The organism is Ancylobacter defluvii (assembly GCF_018390605.1).
Classification (GTDB): Bacteria; Pseudomonadota; Alphaproteobacteria; order Rhizobiales; family Xanthobacteraceae; genus Ancylobacter; species Ancylobacter defluvii.
Map to the genome: position 1 here is coordinate 316,883 of NZ_JAHBGD010000024.1, position 19,790 is coordinate 336,672.

The following is a 19,790-nucleotide window of genomic DNA, read 5'->3' on the forward strand; positions in this document are numbered from 1 at the left end:
GCAAGAAACGGGAAAATGCCGCCCAAGGCGGCGTAGGGAGGACACATGATTCGCGCCGCAATCGCCGGCCTCGGCTGGTGGGGCAAGCACATGATCCGCCGCATGGCGGATTCCAGCGAGCTGCGCATCGTCGCCGCCATCGACACCTCGGAGGCGCAGGCCGCCTTCGCCGCCGAGCACGGCATCCCGCTGACGACCAACTGGGACGACGTGCTGGCCGACCCGTCCATCGACGCCGTCATCCTGTGCACGCCGCACTCGCTGCACACCGCGCAGGTAGCGATGGTGGCGCGCGCGGGCAAGCACGTGTTCTGCGAGAAGCCGCTCGCACTCACACGCGCCGATGCCGAGCGCTCGGTCGCCGCCTGCCGCGCCGCCGGGGTGAAGCTCGGCATCGGCCATGAGCGCCGCTACGAACTCGCCATGTTGCAGATCAAGGAGCTGGTGCAGTCCGGCGCCCTCGGCACCATCATGCATGTCGAGGCCAATTTCAGCCATGACAAGCTCGCCAGCGTGCCGAAGACCGACTGGCGCGCCTCGACCGTCGATGCCCCCGCCGCCGGCATGACCGCGATGGGCATCCACCTCACCGACGGTTTCATCGAGCTTTTCGGGCCGATATTCGAGGTCTACGCCGCCACCGCCACCCGCGCCTCCGACCGGCCGAATGGCGACGTGGTGTCGGTGCACACCCGCTTCGCTTCCGGCGCCACCGGCTATCTCAACGCCATACTGGTAACGCCGCTCTATATCGGCATCACCGTGTTCGGCACCGAGGCCTGGGTCGAGGCGCGCAACCAGACCCATCCCGACACCCCCGGCCCGACGACGCTGACCATCCAGCACAAGGACGGCCGGCGGGAGGTACGGGACTATGAATGGACCGACACGGTGCGCGCCAATCTCGAAGCCTTTGCCCGCTCCATCGAGAGCGGCACGCCCTATGTGTTCACCGACGCGCAGAAGGTCGGCAACATCGCGGTGCTGGAGGCGATCTGCCGCTCAGTGGCGACCAACCTGCCGGTCAAGGTCGAAGGCACCACCGAAGCCGACCACCCCGCGCTCAAAGCCAGTGCCTGAAGGCCTGAGTTAACGAAGCGGTGTCTTCTCCCTCTCCCCGACGGGGAGAGGGTTGGGGTGAGGGGTCTACAACGCTCCGCAATGTCGTCGTCCCTCGCCGCCCCGCTTCGCCGGCCACCTCTCCGCCGAAGCTGGATGTTTCCAGCGTCGGCCTTGCCCAAGCCGGATCCGGTAACAGCCGGGTTCGGGCGGGTGAAGGATAGTTTCGAGCCCGAGCCAAACACCAAGGACGCCGCATGGACAGCCTCGCCGCCGCCCCGCCCCGCTACCGCGAACTCGATCCCGCCGGGCTCGACGCCGACCAGCGCCGCATCTTCGAGGAGATCGGCCGCCCGCGCGCCGGCGCGGTTCCGGCGCCGTTCCACATCTATGTCGAGAGCCCCGAGCTCGCCGCCACCGCCCAGGCGGTCGGCGCCTTCTGCCGCTACCGCACCGGCCTGCCGCCGCGGCTGTCGGAGCTCGCCATCCTCACCACGGCGTCCTATTGGGGCGCCGCATACGAGTTCACCGTGCACGCCCGCGAGGCCCGCAAGGCCGGGGTGCCGGAGTTCGAGATCGAGGCGCTCGCCGCCGGCCACCGCCCGGATTTCACCGAGGCCGATGCGGCGCTGGTGCATGATTTCGCCAGCGCCGTCTACCAGCACCAGGACGTGCCCGACGCGCTGTTCGCCGCCGCGGTCGAGCGTTTCGGCCGCCGGACGGTGATCGAGCTGACCGGCCTGCTCGGCTACTACTCGATGCTGGCCATCGCCCTGCGGGTGTTTCGCGTACCGCCGCCCGCGTGAGAGGATCATCACCACAAAGGGGGGCGCATCATAACAAAACAGGCCCCTCCCGGAGGAAAACGCCATGGAACTGCGCAGCATCGAAGCCTTCGTGCGTGTTGCCGAACTCGGCAGCATCACCCGGGCGTCCCGCGATCTCGGCATCGTCCAGCCGGCACTCAGCCGCCACATCCAGCGCATCGAGACCGAAATCGGCACGCCGCTGCTGGTGCGCCTGCCGCGCGGCGTGCAGCTCACCCTCGCCGGCCGCCGGTTTCTGCAACATAGCCGCCGGATATTGCAGGAAGTCGCCCGCGCCACCGAGGAGATGAATATCGGTGGCGACTGCCTGTCCGGCCGGGTGGTGGTCGGCATCTCGCCGACGCTGTCCTCGCTGCTGGCGCCCGGCCTCATCGAGCGCTGCGCCTCGACCTATCCGGCGATCAACCTGACCATCGTCGAGGAGTTCACCCGCCGGCTGCAGGTCGATCTCGTCAACAGCCAGGTCGACCTCGCCTTGCTCACCAACCCGCCGCCGAACCGGGCGCTGCGCTTCACCGCCGTGCTCACCGAGCCGATCGTGGTGGTGATGCCGCGCCAGTCGCGCGGCGTCTCGCCGGTGGTGACGCTGGACGAGCTCGCCTCGACGCCGATGCTGGTGACGCGCGGCATCCGGGCGCTGGTCGACGAACAGCTGGCCTCGCATGGCGTGTGCATCGAGGTCGATTGCGAGATCGACGCGGTGGAGGCGATCCGGCGCATGCTGCTGCGCGGGCGCGGCGCCTCGATCATGCCGATCTCCGCCTTCCGCAAGGAGATCGACGAGGGCCTGCTCACCGGCCTCGCTGTGGGCGGGGTCAATCTCAGCCGCACCATCATGCTCTCGCATGTCGGCGACAATGTCAGCGCCGCCGCCCATGTGGTGATGGGGTTGCTGCGGGCCGAGATCGACGCCCTCGCCCAGCGCGGCATCTTCAGCGCCCTGCCGGACAGCGCCTCGCATTGGGCACCGCCGCAGCAGCGCGCGCTGGCCGGCGTCGCCTGACGCCGCTTCGCCCTTCCGCACATGAAAACGGCCGGGCAGCAAGCCCGGCCGTTGTCGTTTGCCCCCAACCTCGTTCGTCCCAACCTCGTTTGCCCCGGGCATCGGCCGGGCCTCCGCCCGGCCGATGCCCGCCGTCAGTCGGTGCTCTCCTCGAAGGCCCGCTGCCGGGTCACCCGGATCATCGGCGCGATCAGCACCACCAGCAGCAGCACGGTCAGCACCAGGAAGCTCAGGCTGATCGGCCGCTGCAGAAACACCATCGGGTCGCCATGCGAGATCAGCAGCGCCCGGCGCAGCGTCTCCTCGATCATCGGCCCGAGGATGAAGCCGAGCAGCAGCGGCGCCGGCTCGCAGTGCAGGCGCTTCATCAGGTAGCCGAACCCGCCGAAGATCGCCGCCAGCATCACGTCGAGGGCGTTGTTGTTGATGGAGTACACGCCGATGCAGCAGAACAGCATGATCGCCGGATAGAGCATGCGGTAGGGCACCGAGAGCAGCTTCACCCAGATGCCGACCAGCGGCAGGTTGAGCACCACCAGCATCAGGTTGCCGAGCCACATCGACGCTATGAGGCCCCAGAACAGGTCGGGCCGCTGGTTCATGAGCTGCGGTCCGGGCGAGAGGCCCTGCATCATCAGCGCGCCGATCATCAGCGCCATCACCGCGCTGGAGGGCAAGCCCAGCGTCAGCATCGGGATGAAGGCGGTCTGCGCGGCCGCGTTGTTGGCCGCCTCCGGGCCGGCGACCCCCTCGATGGCGCCCTTGCCGAACTCGCCGGGGGTCTTGGAGAGCTTCTTCTCCAGCGCATAGGTGGAAAAGGAGGCCAGCACCGGCCCGCCGCCCGGCAGCAGGCCGAGGCAGCCGCCGAGAAACGTGCCGCGCAGCGCCGGCTTGATGAAGCGCTTTATGTCCGCCCAGCGCGGCCACAGCCCGTGCACCTCCTTCACGAAGCTGCGCCCGCCCTCGCTCTGCCCGAGATTGGAGATGGTCTCGCCGATGCCGAACATGCCCATGGCGATGACGGCGAAGTCGATGCCGTCACCGAAGGCGGGAATGCCGAAGGTGTAGCGCTCCAGGCTGGTATTGGCGTCGATGCCGATGGTGCCGAGCAGGATGCCGACCAGGATCATGCCGATCGCCTTGACCACCGAGCCATGGGCGAGGATCACCGCCGCCACCAGGCCGAACAGCATCAGCGAGAAATAGTCCGCCGGCCCGAAGTCGAGCGCCACCTCCGCCAGCGCCGGCGCCGCCACCGCGATCACCAGCGTCGCCAGCGTGCCGGCGATGAAGGAACACAGCGCGGCGGTGGCGAGCGCGAGGCCCGCCTGCCCCTTGCGGGCCATCTGGTAGCCGTCGATGGCGGTGACCACCGAGGAACTCTCGCCGGGCAGGTTGACCAGGATGGCGGTGGTCGAGCCACCATATTGCGCGCCGTAATAGATGCCGGCGAGCATGATCAGCGCCGCCGGCGCCGGTAGCGCGAAGGTCACCGGCAGCAGGATCGAGATGGTCGCCACCGGCCCGAGGCCCGGCAGCACGCCGATGACGGTGCCGAGCAGCACGCCGAGGAAGCCGTAGAGCAGGTTCGCCGGCGTCAGTGCCACCGAGAAGCCGAGCAGCAAGTCGTTGAACAGTTCCATCGGACCGCCCTCACCAGAGCCGGGTGGCGGGCAGATGCAGCCCGAGACCATAGGAGAACAGCACGAGGCAGAAGCCCACCAGCCCCACCGCCAGCAGCGCGGTCTCCAGCGGCTTGTAGTGGCGGCCGGCGATACGCGCGCCGATCACCACCGCCAGACCGGCGACGGGGAAGCCCCAGTCCTCGATCAGCAGCCCGAACAGCAGGATGCTGCCGATGAGCAGCAGCAGCGGCCGGACGTCGATGGCGCCGATCTCCTCGGTCTCGGTCAGGAAGGAGCGGATGATGAGGATGCCGCCCAGCAGGATGAGACCGCTGCTCACCATCAGCGGGAAATAGCCGGCGCCCATGCGGGCGGCGGTCCCGATCGGGTAGTCCGAACCGATGATGATGGCGAGCGCGCCGAGGCTGCAGAAGAACAGCCCGGTGAGGAAGTCGGAGGAAAGCTTGATGTCCATGGATGACCCCGTTTCCACCTCGGCCGCGCGGAGCGCGCGTCGGCACGATGGCGGCAGGATGACCGGATGTGACGTGTCGAGGCCGGCACCGCTTGCGGCGGCCGGCCTCGACCTGTCGGAGCGAAAGGGCGCAAGTCGGCCGGATCAGTCGGCTTTCGCGCCGATTTCCTTGATGACGCCGCTCCATTTGTCGGCGTCGGCCTGGATGTAGGCCTTGAAGTCCGCCGGGCTGGGGCTGGAGACCGCGATCACGCCGGATTCACCCATGCGCTCGCGGATGGTCGGGTCCTTCATCGCCTCGACCACCGCCGCATGCAGCTTGTCGATGATCGGCTGCGGCGTGCCGGCCGGCGCGAGCACGCCCTGCCAGGAAGAGGAGACGCTCTTGGGGAAGCCCTGCTCGGTCATGGTCGGCACGTCCGGCAATTGCGGCACGCGCTGCTTGGTCGAGACGCCGAGCGCCTTCAGCCGCCCGCCCTTCACATGGTTGATGCCGGAGGAGATGGTGACGAACATCAGGCTGACATGCCCGCCCATGACGTCGGCGGCGGCCGGTCCGGCACCGCCCTTATAGGGCACGTGGATCATGTCGAGCCCCGCCTCGCGGCGGAACGCCTCCATCTCCAGCCGGTTGACCGAGCCGGTGCCGGGCGAGGCGAAGTTCACCTGCCCCGGCCGCGCCTTCACATACTCCACCAGTTCCTTGACGTTGTTGGGCGGGAACTTCGGGTTGGCGATCAGCAGGCCGGGAGTGTCGGCGACGATGGAGATCGGGATGAAGTCCTGCAGCGGCTTCACCCGGAGGCTGGAGAAGATGTAGGGGTTGATCGACACCGTGCCGACATTGCCGAGGAACAGCGTGTAGCCGTCCGGCTTGGCGCGGGCGGCGAGGTCCATGCCGACATTGCCGGCGGCGCCGTCGCGGTTCTCCACAACGATCTGCTGGCCGAGGATCTGCGACAGCCGCGGCTGCAGCAGCCGGGCGGCGAAGTCCGAGGCGCCGCCCGGCGCAAACGGCACGATCAGGGTGATCGGCTGGTTGGGATAGTCGGCTTGCGCCGAAGCGGGCCGCGTGGTGGCGAGGCCGGCGGCCAGCACGGCCCCGGCCAGGGCCACGCCGGAAAGCACGGCACGGCGGGTGACAGGCAGACAGGCTTTCATCGTTCCCTCCCAGGAATCGCGGCGCCGCTTCTTGTTGTGGCTGGCGCCGTTTCAGCTTGCAGTGTCAGGCACTCGATCGTCAGGCACGCCTCAGGCCATCGCGGCCTCGCGCATCATCTCGCGCTCGCCTTCGACTTCCAGCGGCAGCTTCACCGGCCGCTTCAGCTTGGCGGAGAGGTCGAGCGCCTTGGTCAGCATCAGCCGGTTATGCGCCTCCGCCGCCGTGGCGTGCTGGGTCGGCAGGTCGAGCGCGATGCGGTTGAGCCAGGATTCGGTCTCGGTGCGCATCGGCCCGCGCAATTCGCCGAGCGCCATGTCGCCGGGCGGGTAGCTGCCCATGAAGTCGACGAGGCGGGTCTTGTCCGGCAGGTAGCCCTCCTCCTGCGGCGCCGAGACCGCCAGCACGATATCGCGATGGGTGTCGTCGATGGTCAGCACGCCGGTGGTGCCGACGATACCGACCTCGAGGCTGTACACCGCACCGGGCCAGGTCACCGGCAATGCCCAGGAAATGTTGAGGTGATAGATCGAGCCGTCGCTCATCATGATCATGCCGGCGGTGCCGTCGATGCCGCGCCAGTCAGGGCCGAGCACCTTGTCGACCGAGCGGGCATAGACCTCCACCGGCGTCTTGGCCTCCAGGTACCACATGACGATGTCGAGGGCGTGGGTGCCGGAGATCACCATCGGCGAGATGGTCTCCGGCGCATTGGAGCGGCGGTAATTGTCGATCGCCACCAGCCGGTTCATGAAGGCGCGCGACGTCACCATGGTCACGTCGCCGAGCGCGCCGGTGCGCACCTTCTCCTTGGCGGCGAGCCAGCGGCGGCGGAAGCGCTGGGTGTAGCCGACCACCGCGTCGACGCCGGACGCCTCGATCTCGCGCAGCACCCGGGCCGAGTCGCCCAGATGCGTCGCCAGCGGCTTCTCGATCAGCATCGGCAGCTCGCGCTCCAGCGCCGCCATCACCGGATCGACATGCAAATGCTCGTCGGTGGCGACGATCACCGCCGTCACCTCCGGCCGCCTCAAGAGTTCGCGGTGATCGGTGGTGACGAAATCGGCGCCGATCTCGGCACCGACGCGCCGCCCCTTTTCGGGATCGATCTCGGCGAGGCCGATCCACTCCACCGCCGGATGGCGGGCGGCCACCGCGCCGCGGAACAGGCCGACGCGTCCGGCGCCGACGATGGCGAGGCCGATGCCCTTGGGCGAGTTGCGGCGCATCACAGGGCTCCCTCGGCGATCTTGACGGCGTCGGCATTGGAGAATGGCAGGTCCACCGGCTCGTTGGTCTCGGAGGACAGGTCGGCGGCGATATAGACCTCCATCACCGTGCGGGCGGCGGCGGGTGTCACCATGACGTCGCGGTCGAAGATCACCGCTTCGAGGAAGTGCAGCGTCTCCGGCCCCATGGCGCCGGCATAGACATGGTCGACCTGCTCGCCCGGCATGGTCGACATCGGGAACACGCTGCCGCCAGTCATGGTGTTGAGCCAGACATCGCGATGGGTGTCGTCGATGATCAGCGCGCCTTCCGAGCCGACCAGCTCGATCCAGGTGGAGGAGAAATTCGGATAGCCGGGCGGCAGGATCCACCCCGCCCCGACCACCACCACGCAGCCATTGTCCATGGTCACGGTGATGAACTGGCAGTCATAGGCCTGCGTCGCCGGGTACATCACCCGCTGCACGCCCTGGGCGTAGACGCGCACCGGCTTGGCCGGCTCCAGCAGCCAGAACACGAAGTCGAGGTCGTGCGTCGCTTCCATCGCCGCCGGCGAAAGCTTGCCGCGGCCGGTGATCTTCTTGCCGAGGCCGCGGGTGATGTGGCGGCTCACCAGCGCGCTCACCGGCACGCCCAGCGTGCCGTCGACGATCTTCTTCCTGGCGTAGGCGAATTTCGGGTTGAAGCGCTGCGAATAGCCGATGGTGAACTTCACCCCCTTGCGGCGTGCAATGGCGATGAGATCGTCCGCCTCGTGGAGTTCGAGCGCGATCGGCTTTTCGAGGAAGACATGCTTGCCCACCTCCAGCGCCGCCTTGGCTATAGGGTAATGCGTGCTCTCCGGCGTGGCGCAGACATAGACCGCCTCGATATCGGCATTGCCGACGATGTCGCGGTAATCCGCCGTCACGGTCTTGGCGCCGGTGCGCTCGGCGACCTCCTTCCGGCGCTCGTCACGGGTTTCCGCCACATGCAGGTTCTTGACGAGCGGGCTGGCCGCCAGAGTTTCGGCGCGAATACCTCCGCACCATCCTGTGCCAATGACGGCGACGTCTATCTGCCTCATCGTTCTCCACCCTAGGTCACATCTTTTATTTGACCGGGAGCGGATCATGCGGGGCTACGCCGCGCAAATACTCTTTCGCCATTGGCACATAGTGAAAGGGCATGGGTCGGGCGAAACGGGCGCGGCGGCTTTCGCCTGCGCAGGGCGACCTTAGCGCATGCTGTTAGCTTTCGTGTAATTCTGATAAAGTCAATTATACGCCCATCTATCCCACGCATACGAAGCCGTCACGCACGTATAGCCATATATGACTGAAGCATCCGGGGAATAGTGCTGAAGATACCGCTCCGTTGAAGGATCGGCTCGTGCCCGCCGGGACGTGGCGCGCGGCCGTCGAGCGAGGGGAGCACCGATGTCGTCATCCGCAACACTGCGAACCGGCGGACATCCGCCGACACCCGGCCGTGTCGCCGTCGAACTGGTCGTCAATGGCGTGCCGCTCGCGGCATCGTTGGACCCGCGCCGCTCGCTGCTCGACCTGCTGCGCGAGCAGCTCGGCCTTACCGGCGCCAAGAAGGGTTGCGACCACGGCCAGTGCGGTGCCTGCACCGTGCATGTCGATGGCCGGCGCGTGGCGTCCTGCCTGACACCGGCCGTGCAGGCGCATGGACGGCAGGTACTCACCATCGAGGGCCTGTCGCCGGCGGGCAGCCCGCTGCACCCGATGCAGCAGGCCTTCATCGACCATGACGCCCTGCAATGCGGCTACTGCACGCCGGGCCAGATCATGGCGGCGGTCGCCTGCGTCGCCGAGGGCCACGCCACCTCGCCGGAGCAGATCCGCGAATATATGAGCGGCAATCTGTGCCGCTGCGGCGCCTATGTCGGCATCGTCGCCGCCATCGAGGACGCCGCCATGAAAATGGCCGCGACCACCATGGCCACCGCCGGCCGCTCCGCCGAAATGCCGGAGGCCCGCCATGCAGCCGTTTGACTATGTGCGGGCGACCAGCGTCGCCGATGCGGTCCGGGCCTTCGGCGCCGCCGGACCCGATACCCGCCTGCTTGCCGGCGGCACCACCCTCTATGATCTGATGAAGCTGGGCGTGGAAACGCCGGCGCATGTCATCGACGTCAACGGGCTGCGCGAGCTGGAAACCATCGATACGTCGCAGCCCGACGAGCTGGTGTTCGGCGCCCTCGCCCGCATGAGCGACGTCGCCGCCGATCCGGTGATCGCGGGCGAATATCCGGCGCTGGCGGAATCGCTGTGGCGCGCCGCCTCGCAGCAATTGCGCAACATGGCGAGCGTCGGCGGCAACCTGCTCCAGCGCACCCGCTGCGCCTATTTCCGCGGCGGCGAGCCCTTTGCCTGCAACAAGCGCGCGCCGGGCAGCGGCTGCGCGGCGCAGGAGGGCATCGACCGCGGCCATGCCCTGTTCGGCGGCAGCGAGGCCTGCATCGCCGTCTATCCCGGCGACTGGGCCGTCGCGCTCGCCGCCTTCGAGGCACAGGTGGATGTCGAGGGCCCGCACGGCCCGCGCAGCCTTGCCATCGAGGCGCTGCATGTCGAGCCGGGCCGCACGCCCGATGTCGAGACCACGCTGGCGCCGGGCGAGATCATCGTGCGCATCCGGGTGCCGAAGACCCCGCTGGGCCGCGCCTCGACCTATCACAAGATCCGCGACCGCGAATCCTATGCCTTCGCGCTGGTCTCGGTGGCCGCCGCGCTGCGGATGGAAGGCGACATGGTGGCCGAGGCGCGTCTCGCCCTCGGCGGTGTCGCCACCCGGCCATGGCGGGTGCGCGCGGCCGAGGCGGTGCTGCGCGGCCAGCCCTTCACCCCGGCGCTCGCCCGCCGCGCCGGCGAGGCCGCGCTCAGCGGCGCCCGGCCGGGCCGGATGAACGCCTTCAAGGTCGAGCTCGGCATCCGTGCCGTCGCCGACGCCCTGTCCATCGCCCGGCAGAGGGGCTGATCCGATGAATATGATGCCCTTCGCCGACCTCGCCCGCGTCGACGCCCATGACAAGGTGCGCGGCGCGGTGGCCTTCGCCGCCGACGACGCCCGGCCGAACCTCGCTTACGGTGCCTTCGCCGTCGCCACCATCGGCAAGGGCCGGCTGGCCTCGCTCGATGTCGCCGCCGCCGAAGCGGCCGACGGCGTCCGGCTGGTGCTGACCCACGCCAATATCGGCGCGGTGGCCTCCGCCGGCTTCATCATGGGTGGCGGCTACGGCTTCCAGAGCCACCAGCCGCTCATCTCGCCGGAGATCGCCTATCGCGGCGAGCCCATCGCCCTCGTCGTGGCCGATAGCCTTGAAGCCGCCACCCATGCCGCCGCGCTGGTGCGCGCCACCTATGAGACCGCGCCCTTCGCGGTGGAGCTGGATGCCCCCGGCGTCGAGGTGGTCGATCAGGCGGAAACTCCGCTCGCCCATTTCATCCCGCCGGTGGCCGCCGGCGACGCCGACGCCGCCTATGCGCGGGCGCCGGTGCAGATCGACGCCCGGTTCGCCAGCGCGCCGCAGCACCAGAACCCGATCGAGCTGATCGCCTGCGTCGCCGAATGGCAGGCGGGCCGCCTCGTCATCCATGAGGGCACGCAGAACGCCGAGGCGGTGCGGCACGGTCTGGCCGCCGCGCTCGGCCTCGATGCCGGCCTCATCGATGTCGTCTCGCCCTTCGTCGGCGGCGGCTTCGGGCAGAAGAACTCGCTTCAGGGCCACACCGTGCTCGCCGCCGAGGCGGCGCGCCGGCTCGCCCGGCCGGTGAAGATCGTGGTGCCGCGCGCCCAGCTCTACCACCTCGCCAGCTTCCGGCCGGCCAATCGCCACCATGTCCGCCTCGGCGCCGACCGCTCGGGGCGCATGCTGGCGGCGATCCACGAGGCGCAGGCGCAGACCTCGCGGCACGACCTGTTTCCCGGCGAATACGCCACTACCTCGGCGCGGCTCTACGGCATCGCCGATTTCCGCGGCAAGGACGAGTTGCTGCGCACCGACGCGCAGACCCCCGGCTATATGCGGGCCCCGTTCGAGCACATCGCCTGCTTCGCCTTCGAATCCTGCGTCGACGAGCTCGCCTATGCGCTCGGCATCGACCCCGTCGCCCTGCGGCTCGCCAACGACACCACCGTCGACGCCGTCACCGGACGGCCGCTCTCCTCGCGCCATGTCGGCCAGTGCCTGGAGCGCGGCGCCGCGATGTTCGGCTGGGAGCGGCGCTCGATGGCGCCGGGCTCGATGCGCGCCGAGGATGGCGGCCTGATCGGCTGGGGCGTCGCCATCGGCACCTATGCCGGGCTGCGGGCGCCCGCCATCGCCAAGCTGAAGCTGACCGATGACGGGCGGGTCGAGATCCGCGTCGGCGTGCACGAGATGGGCCAGGGCGTGCGCACCGCGCTCGCCGCGGTGCTGGCCCGCAAGCTCGGCATCGCGCCGGAGCACATCGTCGCCATCATCGGCGACACCCGCGCGGCGCCGCAGCACCTCACCGCCGGCTCCTGGGGCACCGCCACCGCGATCCCGGTGGTCGAGGCGGCCGCCGACGCCCTGCTCGCCCGGCTGGCGGAGCTGGCGCCGGGCGGGGTGTCGAACCGCGAGCCGGCGCAGATCCTGCGCGCCGCCGGGCTGCCGGAACTCGCCGTCGAGGTGCAGGGCAAGGCCCCCGGCCAGCCGGACGCCATCTATGACCGGCTCAAGGCCGGCCTGCCCTCCATAGGCGGCCCGGTCTATCCGGAATTCGTCACCTACAGCTACATCGCGCATTTCGTCGAGGTGCGGGTGGAGGCGACGACGCGGCGGGTGCGGGTGCCGCGCGTGGTCAGCGTCGCCGATTGCGGCCGGGTGGTGTCGCCGCGCACCGCCGCCAGCCAGGTGCGCGGCGGCGTGGTCTGGGGCATCGGCGCGGCGCTGCGCGAGGCGAGCGAGGTCGACCCGCGCTATGGCGGCTTCCTCAATGCCGATCTCGCCGAATACGCCCTGCCGGTGAATGCCGATATCGGCGCCATCGAGGTCGCCTTCGTCGACGAGCCGGACACCCGCTTCAACAGCGCCGGCGTGAAGGGGCTGGGCGAAGTGTCGATGGCCGGGGTGGCGGCGGCGATCGCCAACGCCATCCATCACGCCACCGGCAAGCGGCTGCGCGAACTGCCGATCCGCATCGAGGACGTGCTCTGAGGCGGCGCTTCAAGGCCTGCCCCCCTGCACGGCGACGCCGAACCAAGTCCACGTGGAGAACCAAGTCGACATGGAGCACGCCGCCGTCGATGCTATAAGCGGCCACGTCGCACCGGAAGCTGCCGGGCCGTCGAGGGAGGCACGCCATGACCATCGCCGCCGCATCCGATACCGGCGCGTCTCCCCTGGCCGCTCCCGCCGCCGCCGTGGTGACGCTCGGCATGTACGATCCGCCGTTTCTGCATGCGGCGCAGGATGCGCTATGGGCGGCGCTGCGCCGCGCCCTCGTCGCCGAGGGGGTGGAGGCGCTCGCCGGCCGGCTGCCGCCGACGCTCGACCGCGCGCGGCCGATCGGCGAGGCGCTGGTCGATCCCCGCCTCGCGCTCGGCCATACCTGCGGCTATCCGCTGCGCACCCGCTATGCCGGCCGGCTGAAGCCGGTCGCCACCCCGGCCTATGCCACGCCCTATACCGAGGGCGGCTGGCACCGCAGCGCCATCGTGGTGCGCGTGGACGAGGCGGCGCCGGACCTCGCGGCGCTGCGCGGGCGCGTGGCGGCGATAAACGGCACCGACAGCAATAGCGGCATGAACCTGTTCCGCGCCGCGCTGGCGCCGCTCGCCGGCGGCCGGCCGTTCTTCTCGGCGGTGGTGGAAACCGGCGCGCATCTCGCCAGTGTCGAGGCGGTGGCGCAGGGACGCGCCGACGTCGCCGCCATCGATGGCGTCACCTTCACCCTCGCCGCCCGCCACGCGCCGGAGCGGGTCGCCGGGGTGCGGGTGATCGCGGTGACGCCGGCCAGCCCCGGCCTGCCGCTGGTCGTCCCGGTCGATACGCCGGAGCCGCAGGTCGCGGCGATCCGCCGGGCGCTCGACGCCTTCCTCGCCGATCCGGCGGCGGCCGACGCCCGCGCGGCCTTCGGCCTGGTCGGTTTCGAGGCGATCCCCGAAGCCGCCTATGACCGGGTGATCGAGCTGGAGGACGCCGCCATCGCGGCCGGCTATCCCCGCCTCGCCTGAACGCCGGGCGGCGCCGGCCGTGCCGCCGCCGGCGGCGGTCCACCGGCGAACCGCCGCCTCGGCCGCCTCGGCCGGCCTGCCTAATGCGGCATCATTCCCGCCCGGAAACTGCAGCTTATTCCCGCTTAAGGCGCCCTGGCCGCCGCGTTACTCTCCGCGGCGGATCGGGGGGTCGCAGCGGGAGAGGATGGACGTGCGCCATTTCGATAGCGATGCGCTGGCCGCGCTGGTCGCCGTGGCGGATTTCGGCAGCTTCACCGCCGCCGCCGAGCATCTCGGCAAGACCCAGGCGGCGGTCAGCATGTCGGTCGCGCGGCTGGAGGATCGCCTCGGCAAGAAGCTGTTCGAGCGCGGCCACCGCCGCGTCACCGCCACCGTCACCGGCGAATGCCTGATCGGCTATGCCCGCCAGATCCAGTCGATCGAGGCCGAGGCGCTGGAGGCGGTCGCCGACCGGGTGACCGAGAGCCGCGTCCGGCTCGGCATGCCGGACGATTTCGTCGCCTCGATGGGCGAGGCGCTGCTGCACCGTTTCAGCCCGCAGAACCGCGCCCTCTATATCGACCTCAGCTGCGACTTCTCGCGCAAGCTGCGGCTGATGATGCACAATGGCGAGCTGGACGTCGCCATCGTCACCCAGGGGCCGGAGGATCCGCCGGAGGCGGTGTTCCGCTATGAGCGGCAGGTCTGGTGCACCGGCCCCAATGGCTATCCCGAGCATGAGGACGTGCTGCGCCTCGCCATGTTCTCCGATGATTGCTCGGCCCGCCCGCGCGTCTTCGCGATTCTGGATCGCGCCGGGCGTCCCTGGCGGCTCGCCCACACCTCCTCGCATGTCAGCGGCATCCACCTCGCGGTAGCATCGGGCAGCATGCTGACCGTGCTGCCGGAATCGGCGGTGCCGGCCGGCTGGCGCCGCCTCGGCGAAGAGGACGGCCTGCCCGCTCTGCCGGCGCTGCCGCTGGTATTACTGGTCAGCCGCAGCGAGCGCCTCGCCGCCCGCCGCCTCGCCGCCTTCCTGCGCCATGAATTCGCCCGCCCCTACGAGCCCGATATCGGCGGCGTCAGCTGGATCGCGCCGACGGAGGAGCGCGACCTCCCCGCCGCCAGCAATAAAGCGGGCTTATGAAGCCATAAGAACTTGTTGGCTCGTCCCGGCCTGCCGGCGATTGACGCTGCGGGCACCGCAGGACCACAGTGTCACCAACTCGTCATCGAGAGCAATCTCCAGCGGTAATCCGTGCCGCTATGGGACAGCTTTTTCGTACAGAACGATATCCGGGCAGGAAACTCCGAGGGTTCATCTGATTTCAACGGGTGGGACATCTGGAGACGACTATGCGCCTTGACCGCAGGACTTTTATCGCCGGCGTAGCCGCCACCTCCACCTTCGCGATTACCGGGCGCGCTTCGGCCGCCACGACGCTGAAGGTGGCGCATTCCTCGCCCGAAGACAGCCTCATCCAGCAGGCGCTTCTCAAGTTCAAGGCCGATGTCGAGAAGTCGACCGGCGGCAGCGTGAAGATCACCATCTTCGCCAACGGCCTTTTGGGCGACGAGGGCCCGGTCTGCGAGCAGGTCGGCGACGGGTCGATCGACATGGGCCTCGGCGGCGTCGTCGACGCCATCGACCCGCGCATGAGCGTCGTCTCGCTGCCCTTCCTGTTCGACAGCTTCGCCAAGGTCCACACCGTCCTCGACGGCCCGGTCGGCAAGGAAATCTACGCGATGGCCCCGCCCAAGGGCTACGAGATCATCGGCGCGCTGGATTCCGGCTTCCGCAGCTTCACCAATTCGAAGAAGCCGATCGTGAAGCCGGAGGACATGGCCGGCCTCAAGATGCGCACGCCGCCGATCCCGGTCGCCATCGAGACCATCAAGACGCTGGGCGCGCTGCCGCAGGCCATTCCCTATGGCGAGGTCTACACCTCGCTGCAGAGCGGCGTGGTCGATGGCGCCGAGCCGGAGCTGCGCGATTTCTACGATGCCAAATGGTACGAGGCGCAGAAGTACCTGTCGCTGTCCAACTACATGTGGATGGCGAACTGGTGGTACGCCAACAAGGCCAAGCTCGACAGCCTCTCCCCGGCCGAGCGCAAGGCGGTCACCGATGCCGCCACCGCCACCCAGGGCTGGTACCGCACCGCCATCTCCGGCGCCTATGACGGCGTCATCGCCAAGCTGAAGGAGAAGGGGCTTCAGGTGAACGCCGTCGACACCGCGCCCTTCGCCGCCATGGTCGGCCCGGTCTACGAGACCTTCTCGAAGGAATACGGCGCCGATCTGGTGAAATCGGTGCGCGACGCGGCGAGCAAGGCGTGAGCGCCCCGACCACCCCGGCCGGAACCGGCCTCGCCCGGTTCGGCCGCGCCGTGCATCTCGGCCTGAACTGGGCCGGGATGCTGGCGCTCCTCGTGCTGCTGGTCTCCACCGGCCTCGGCGTCATCGGCCGCTATTTCCACATCCAGGGTGTCACCTGGTCGTTCGAGATGCTGTCGATCATGTTCCTGTGGGTCATCGCGGTCGGCACCGTGCTGGCCGAGGTGGTCGGCGAGAACGTCTCGGTGGATGGCACCAGCAGCGATCGCGGCCCGGTCTTCCGCACCTATCACGCGCTGGTCCTGCTGCTGGTCTCTGCCGCCCTGGCGCGCAGCGGCTATGCCATGCTGGGGCGCACCGGCTTCATGCCGACCCCGGTGATGCGCATCCCGTCCTGGACCATGCAGGGCATCGTCCTCTTCATGGGCGTCGGCCTCGGCATCATCGCGCTGCTGCGCCTGTTCCGCATTCTTCGCTGAAGCGCCGAAAGACAGTCATGACCCTTCTCGTTCTCTTCGGCGTGTTCGCGCTCACGCTGTATTCCGGCGTGCCGGTCGCGTGGTCGATCGCCATGTCCGCCCTCGCCGTCATCACCCTCGGCTTCGTGCCGCTGCCGCCGGCCTGGTTCGCCCAGCAGGTGTTCAACGGCGCCAACTCGATCGCGCTCGCCGCCATCCCGCTGTTTCTGGTCGCCGGCGGCATCATGAACGAGGGCGGGCTGACGCGGCGCATCATCAATCTGTGCGACGACGTGTTCGGCCGCATCCGCGGCGGCCTCGGCCTGGTGAATGTCGCCACCTGCATGGTCTATGGCGGCATCACCGGCTCGGCCACCGCCGATACCGGCGCCGTCGGCTCGGTGATGATCCCGGCGATGACCGAGCGCGGCTATCCGAAGGATTTCTCCGCCGCGGTGACCGCCGCCGCCGGCACGCTCGGCATCATCATCCCGCCCAGCGTGGTGATGATCATGTACGGCGTCATCACCAACACCTCGATCGGCGGCCTGTTCGCCGCCGGCATCATCCCCGGCCTGATGCTCACCATCACCTTCATGCTGACCGCCTACTGGATCGGCGTGCGCGAGAACTTCCCCAAGTCGGAGACCACGCCGACCCTCGCTTCCTTCTCCCGGCACCTGTTCCGCGCCCTGCCGGCGGTGCTGATGCCGGTCGGCGTGCTCGGCTCGATGCTCACCGGCATCGTCACCCCCACCGAGGCCGCCTTCGTGGCGGTGGTGTGGGCGCTGGTGGTCGGCGGCCTCATCTATCGCGAGATCGGCTGGGGCAAGCTGTGGAAGGTCGGCGACGAGACGGTGAAGATGACCGGCGCCATCATGATCATCATGGCGGTGTCGGTGCCGTTCTCCTGGATCCTCACCGTCGAGGAGGTGCCGCAATGGACCGCCGGTCTGCTGCACGACCTGGGCGCCGGCTACGTTGTCACCACGCTGCTGATCATCCTGTTGCTCACCTTCGTCGGCACCTGGGCCGATCTCGGCCCGACGCTGATCATCCTCGCTCCCATCGTCCACCCCATCGGCCTCGAAGTCGGCCTGCAGCCCTACCAGCTCGGGCTGATCTTCGTGATCTCCGGCGGCATCGGGCTGTTCACCCCGCCGGTGGGCACCAACATCTTCGTGGTCTGCAACATCGCCAAGATCGGGGTGAACCCGGTCACGCGGCGGCTGATCCCCTTCTTCATCAGCAGCAACATCTGCCTTTTGGTCGTCGCCTTCGTGCCGGCCACCACCGAGTGGCTGCCGAAGCTGCTTGGCTTCTGATCAAGTCTTTGAACGCATTGGAGTATTGAGATGAACGCACTCACGGTGCCGTTCGGCGTGTCGAGCCGCGCCCGCAGCCTGCCGCTGCTGGACGGCAAGGGCTTCACGGTCGCCCGCAGCCAGGGCGCCCGCCTCTTCGACACCGAAGGCCGCAGCTTCGTCGATTACGGCATGGCGATGGGCGCCACCCTCATCGGCCACGCCCATCCCGCCGTCGTGGAGGCCTGCAAGACGGCGCTGGAAAACGGCCCGATGCCGGGTTTTCCCAACGATATCGAGGAGTTGGCAGGAAAAGCGCTCGCCCGCATCGGCGGCGCCCGCGTCACCCGCGCCACCTTCGCCACCACCGGCACGGAAGCCGTGCACCTTGCCTGCCGCATCGCCCGCGCCACCACCGGCCGGCGGCTGATCGCCAAGGCGGTGGGCGGCTATGATGGCTGGTTCGACCCGGTCCGCTTCGGCCTGGTGGAATCCGCCGAGGCCGAGCGCACCAATATTCGCCCGGTCAAGGAAGACACCACGCTGTTCCGCGTCAACGAGATCGACGATATCGACCAGCTCTTCGACGAGATGGGTGCCGATCTCGCCGCCATCCTGGTCGAGCCGATGCTGGGCAACACCGGCTGCCTCGTCCCCGAACGCGCCTTCTTCGAGCATCTGACCAGGCGGGCGCAGGAAAACGGCACGCAGATCATCGCCGACGAGGTGATGGTCGGCCTGCGTCGCGGCGTGAGGCTGGTGTCGGAGGAACTCGGGCTGATGCCGGACCTCGTCACCCTCGGCAAGGCCATTGGCAGCGGCGTGCCGGTGGCCGCCGTCCTCGGCACGCCCAAAGCCTTCGAGGTGGTGGAAAACGGCACGGTTCCTTGCTTCGGCACCTATCACGGCAACCCGCTGGTCGCCTCGGCGGTGCTGGCGACGATGAAGCTCTTGGAGGACGAGAGCCACTATACCCGCCTGTTCGACTGGGGCGCCGCGCTGCGGCGCGCGGCGGTCGAGGCCTTTGCCGCCGAGGGCATCACCGCCATCACCACCGGCTTCGACAGCGTGTTCTCGCTGTGGTTCACCGACCGGATGCCGCGCAGCTATGACGAGGCCAAGACCAAGGTCCGCCCGGAGGCGACCAAGCGGGTGAGCGACACGCTGCGCCGGCACGGCGTGGTCAGCCTGCCCTCGCCCTGGGGGCGGTATTTCATCTCGCTCGCCCATGGCGACAGCGAGATGGAGCAGACGGTGCTGGCCTTCCGCGCCGCCGCGCGCGACCTTGCCGCCTCGGGCTTCAAGGGATGAGCGCCGCTACCGATGATGCGCCGGTCCGCCTGCTGGTGACCGGCGCCAGCCGTGGCATCGGCGCCGCCATCGCCCTCAGGCTGGGGCGCCAGCATGGTGCACGGCTGCGCATCGCCATTGCCGGCCGCTCCACCGGCGAGGCGCTCGCCGAGGTCGCCGCGGAGCTTGCCGATCTCGGCGCCGCCGTCACCACCCTCGCCGGCGATCTCGCCGATGAAACGGTGCCGGCGAGGCTGGTGGCCGAAGCGACGGCGTTCTGCGGCGGGCTCGACGGCGTGGTCGCCAATGCCGGCATCACTGGTCCGGCGCCGCTGGCGACGCTCGACCCTGCCGAGTGGGACCGGCTTTTCGCGGTCAATGTCCGCGCGGTCTGGCTACTGGCGAAGGCGGCTCATGCCGATCTCGCCGCCAGCCGCGGCGCCTTCGTCGCGGTGGCCTCGGCCTCCGGCATGGCGCCGCATCCCGGCATGGGCGCCTATTCGGCGAGCAAGGCGGCGCTGATCATGCTGTGCCGCCAGTTGGCGCAGGAATGGGCTCCTGCCGGCATAAGGGTGAACAGCGTCTCCCCCGGCATGATCCGCACCACCCTCACCGAAGCGATCTACCGCAACCCGCAGGTGGCGGCCGAGCGCAACCGCATCGTGCCGCTGGGCCGTGTCGGCGAGGCGGACGATGTCGCCGCCACGGTGGCGTTCCTGCTCGGCCCCGGAGCGGGCTTCATCATCGGCCAGAACATCTGCATGGACGGCGGCTATACCGAATCCGCCCTCAGCCGTATTCCCGGCCTGCCGCGCTCGGCCTGAACCGGGCGCCTTT

The 19,790-nt window shown here is 69.1% G+C and carries 18 protein-coding genes; 13 read left to right on the forward strand and 5 right to left on the reverse strand.

All coding sequences use genetic code 11. The features are described from left to right. Nucleotides 1-45: 45 nt before the first annotated feature. From KHC24_RS17730 to KHC24_RS17740, 3 genes are all read left to right on the forward strand, one after another. Entirely contained in the window at nucleotides 46-1,080 is a 1,035-nt protein-coding gene (locus tag KHC24_RS17730) for a Gfo/Idh/MocA family protein (protein ID WP_213364645.1), read from the forward strand. Between the two features lie 236 nt (nucleotides 1,081-1,316). Next, nucleotides 1,317-1,865, forward strand: coding sequence for a carboxymuconolactone decarboxylase family protein (locus KHC24_RS17735; protein ID WP_213364646.1), 549 nt, complete (start codon nucleotides 1,317-1,319; stop codon nucleotides 1,863-1,865). Between the two features lie 64 nt (nucleotides 1,866-1,929). Next, complete coding sequence (locus KHC24_RS17740) at nucleotides 1,930-2,889, forward strand: LysR family transcriptional regulator (RefSeq protein WP_213364647.1); 960 nt, start codon at nucleotides 1,930-1,932, stop codon at nucleotides 2,887-2,889. A 134-nt stretch (nucleotides 2,890-3,023) separates the two neighbouring features. Here KHC24_RS17740 and KHC24_RS17745 read toward each other — a convergent pair whose 3' ends face one another. The 5 genes from KHC24_RS17745 to KHC24_RS17765 form a co-directional block, all read right to left on the reverse strand. After that, nucleotides 3,024-4,532: a tripartite tricarboxylate transporter permease gene (locus tag KHC24_RS17745; protein WP_213364648.1), complete on the reverse strand. Its 1,509-nt coding sequence runs from the start codon at nucleotides 4,530-4,532 to the stop codon at nucleotides 3,024-3,026. Between the two features lie 10 nt (nucleotides 4,533-4,542). After that, nucleotides 4,543-4,989, reverse strand: coding sequence for a tripartite tricarboxylate transporter TctB family protein (locus KHC24_RS17750; RefSeq protein ID WP_213364649.1), 447 nt, complete (start codon nucleotides 4,987-4,989; stop codon nucleotides 4,543-4,545). 144 nt (nucleotides 4,990-5,133) lie between these two features. Next, nucleotides 5,134-6,150, reverse strand: a complete 1,017-nt coding sequence (locus KHC24_RS17755) for a Bug family tripartite tricarboxylate transporter substrate binding protein (RefSeq protein WP_213364650.1) — start codon at nucleotides 6,148-6,150, stop codon at nucleotides 5,134-5,136. 90 nt (nucleotides 6,151-6,240) lie between these two features. Then, a complete protein-coding gene (locus KHC24_RS17760) occupies nucleotides 6,241-7,377 on the reverse strand; it encodes a Gfo/Idh/MocA family protein (protein WP_213364651.1) in 1,137 nt (378 codons plus the stop codon). Further along, the gene (locus KHC24_RS17765; RefSeq protein ID WP_213364652.1) at nucleotides 7,377-8,444 is read right to left on the reverse strand and encodes a Gfo/Idh/MocA family protein; all 1,068 of its coding nucleotides are present in this window, start codon (nucleotides 8,442-8,444) and stop codon (nucleotides 7,377-7,379) included. Before KHC24_RS17765 ends, KHC24_RS17760 begins: the two co-directional genes overlap by 1 nt. Before the next feature lie 352 nt (nucleotides 8,445-8,796). On the opposite strand from KHC24_RS17765, the gene KHC24_RS17770 reads away from it, so the two are divergent. The 10 genes from KHC24_RS17770 (at nucleotide 8,797) to KHC24_RS17815 (ending at nucleotide 19,777) form a co-directional block, all read left to right on the forward strand. Then, the gene (locus KHC24_RS17770) at nucleotides 8,797-9,378 is read left to right on the forward strand and encodes a (2Fe-2S)-binding protein (RefSeq protein ID WP_213364653.1); all 582 of its coding nucleotides are present in this window, start codon (nucleotides 8,797-8,799) and stop codon (nucleotides 9,376-9,378) included. Next, a complete protein-coding gene (locus tag KHC24_RS17775; protein ID WP_213364654.1) occupies nucleotides 9,365-10,360 on the forward strand; it encodes an FAD binding domain-containing protein in 996 nt (331 codons plus the stop codon). The genes KHC24_RS17770 and KHC24_RS17775 overlap by 14 nt, the downstream gene beginning before the upstream one ends. Nucleotides 10,361-10,364: 4 nt before the next feature. Further along, nucleotides 10,365-12,563, forward strand: a complete 2,199-nt coding sequence (locus KHC24_RS17780; RefSeq protein WP_213364655.1) for a xanthine dehydrogenase family protein molybdopterin-binding subunit — start codon at nucleotides 10,365-10,367, stop codon at nucleotides 12,561-12,563. A gap of 146 nt (nucleotides 12,564-12,709) precedes the next feature. Continuing rightward, nucleotides 12,710-13,582 carry a phosphate/phosphite/phosphonate ABC transporter substrate-binding protein gene (locus KHC24_RS17785; protein WP_213364656.1) on the forward strand — a complete coding sequence of 291 codons (873 nt, stop codon included), beginning with the start codon at nucleotides 12,710-12,712 and terminating at the stop codon, nucleotides 13,580-13,582. A 193-nt stretch (nucleotides 13,583-13,775) separates the two neighbouring features. Next, a complete protein-coding gene (locus KHC24_RS17790) occupies nucleotides 13,776-14,711 on the forward strand; it encodes a LysR family transcriptional regulator (RefSeq protein WP_271180604.1) in 936 nt (311 codons plus the stop codon). A gap of 209 nt (nucleotides 14,712-14,920) precedes the next feature. Further along, on the forward strand, nucleotides 14,921-15,904 hold the full coding sequence (locus KHC24_RS17795; RefSeq protein WP_213364658.1) for a TRAP transporter substrate-binding protein: 984 nt from the start codon (nucleotides 14,921-14,923) through the stop codon (nucleotides 15,902-15,904). Continuing rightward, nucleotides 15,901-16,380: a TRAP transporter small permease gene (locus tag KHC24_RS17800; protein ID WP_271180605.1), complete on the forward strand. Its 480-nt coding sequence runs from the start codon at nucleotides 15,901-15,903 to the stop codon at nucleotides 16,378-16,380. Before KHC24_RS17795 ends, KHC24_RS17800 begins: the two co-directional genes overlap by 4 nt. A 17-nt stretch (nucleotides 16,381-16,397) precedes the next feature. After that, nucleotides 16,398-17,684: a TRAP transporter large permease gene (locus KHC24_RS17805; RefSeq protein WP_213364659.1), complete on the forward strand. Its 1,287-nt coding sequence runs from the start codon at nucleotides 16,398-16,400 to the stop codon at nucleotides 17,682-17,684. A gap of 30 nt (nucleotides 17,685-17,714) precedes the next feature. Further along, entirely contained in the window at nucleotides 17,715-18,974 is a 1,260-nt protein-coding gene (locus KHC24_RS17810) for an aspartate aminotransferase family protein (protein ID WP_213364660.1), read from the forward strand. Beyond that, a complete protein-coding gene (locus KHC24_RS17815) occupies nucleotides 18,971-19,777 on the forward strand; it encodes an SDR family NAD(P)-dependent oxidoreductase (protein ID WP_213364661.1) in 807 nt (268 codons plus the stop codon). Before KHC24_RS17810 ends, KHC24_RS17815 begins: the two co-directional genes overlap by 4 nt. Nucleotides 19,778-19,790 lie beyond the last annotated feature (13 nt).

Coding starts and splice junctions, on each gene's coding strand:
- KHC24_RS17730 (WP_213364645.1), top strand. CDS start 46: ATGATTCGCGCCGCAATCGCCGGCCTCGGCTGGTGGGGCAAGCACATG.
- KHC24_RS17735 (WP_213364646.1), top strand. CDS start 1,317: ATGGACAGCCTCGCCGCCGCCCCGCCCCGCTACCGCGAACTCGATCCC.
- KHC24_RS17740 (WP_213364647.1), top strand. CDS start 1,930: ATGGAACTGCGCAGCATCGAAGCCTTCGTGCGTGTTGCCGAACTCGGC.
- KHC24_RS17745 (WP_213364648.1), bottom strand. CDS start 4,532: ATGGAACTGTTCAACGACTTGCTGCTCGGCTTCTCGGTGGCACTGACG.
- KHC24_RS17750 (WP_213364649.1), bottom strand. CDS start 4,989: ATGGACATCAAGCTTTCCTCCGACTTCCTCACCGGGCTGTTCTTCTGC.
- KHC24_RS17755 (WP_213364650.1), bottom strand. CDS start 6,150: ATGAAAGCCTGTCTGCCTGTCACCCGCCGTGCCGTGCTTTCCGGCGTG.
- KHC24_RS17760 (WP_213364651.1), bottom strand. CDS start 7,377: ATGCGCCGCAACTCGCCCAAGGGCATCGGCCTCGCCATCGTCGGCGCC.
- KHC24_RS17765 (WP_213364652.1), bottom strand. CDS start 8,444: ATGAGGCAGATAGACGTCGCCGTCATTGGCACAGGATGGTGCGGAGGT.
- KHC24_RS17770 (WP_213364653.1), top strand. CDS start 8,797: ATGTCGTCATCCGCAACACTGCGAACCGGCGGACATCCGCCGACACCC.
- KHC24_RS17775 (WP_213364654.1), top strand. CDS start 9,365: ATGCAGCCGTTTGACTATGTGCGGGCGACCAGCGTCGCCGATGCGGTC.
- KHC24_RS17780 (WP_213364655.1), top strand. CDS start 10,365: ATGAATATGATGCCCTTCGCCGACCTCGCCCGCGTCGACGCCCATGAC.
- KHC24_RS17785 (WP_213364656.1), top strand. CDS start 12,710: ATGACCATCGCCGCCGCATCCGATACCGGCGCGTCTCCCCTGGCCGCT.
- KHC24_RS17795 (WP_213364658.1), top strand. CDS start 14,921: ATGCGCCTTGACCGCAGGACTTTTATCGCCGGCGTAGCCGCCACCTCC.
- KHC24_RS17805 (WP_213364659.1), top strand. CDS start 16,398: ATGACCCTTCTCGTTCTCTTCGGCGTGTTCGCGCTCACGCTGTATTCC.
- KHC24_RS17810 (WP_213364660.1), top strand. CDS start 17,715: ATGAACGCACTCACGGTGCCGTTCGGCGTGTCGAGCCGCGCCCGCAGC.
- KHC24_RS17815 (WP_213364661.1), top strand. CDS start 18,971: ATGAGCGCCGCTACCGATGATGCGCCGGTCCGCCTGCTGGTGACCGGC.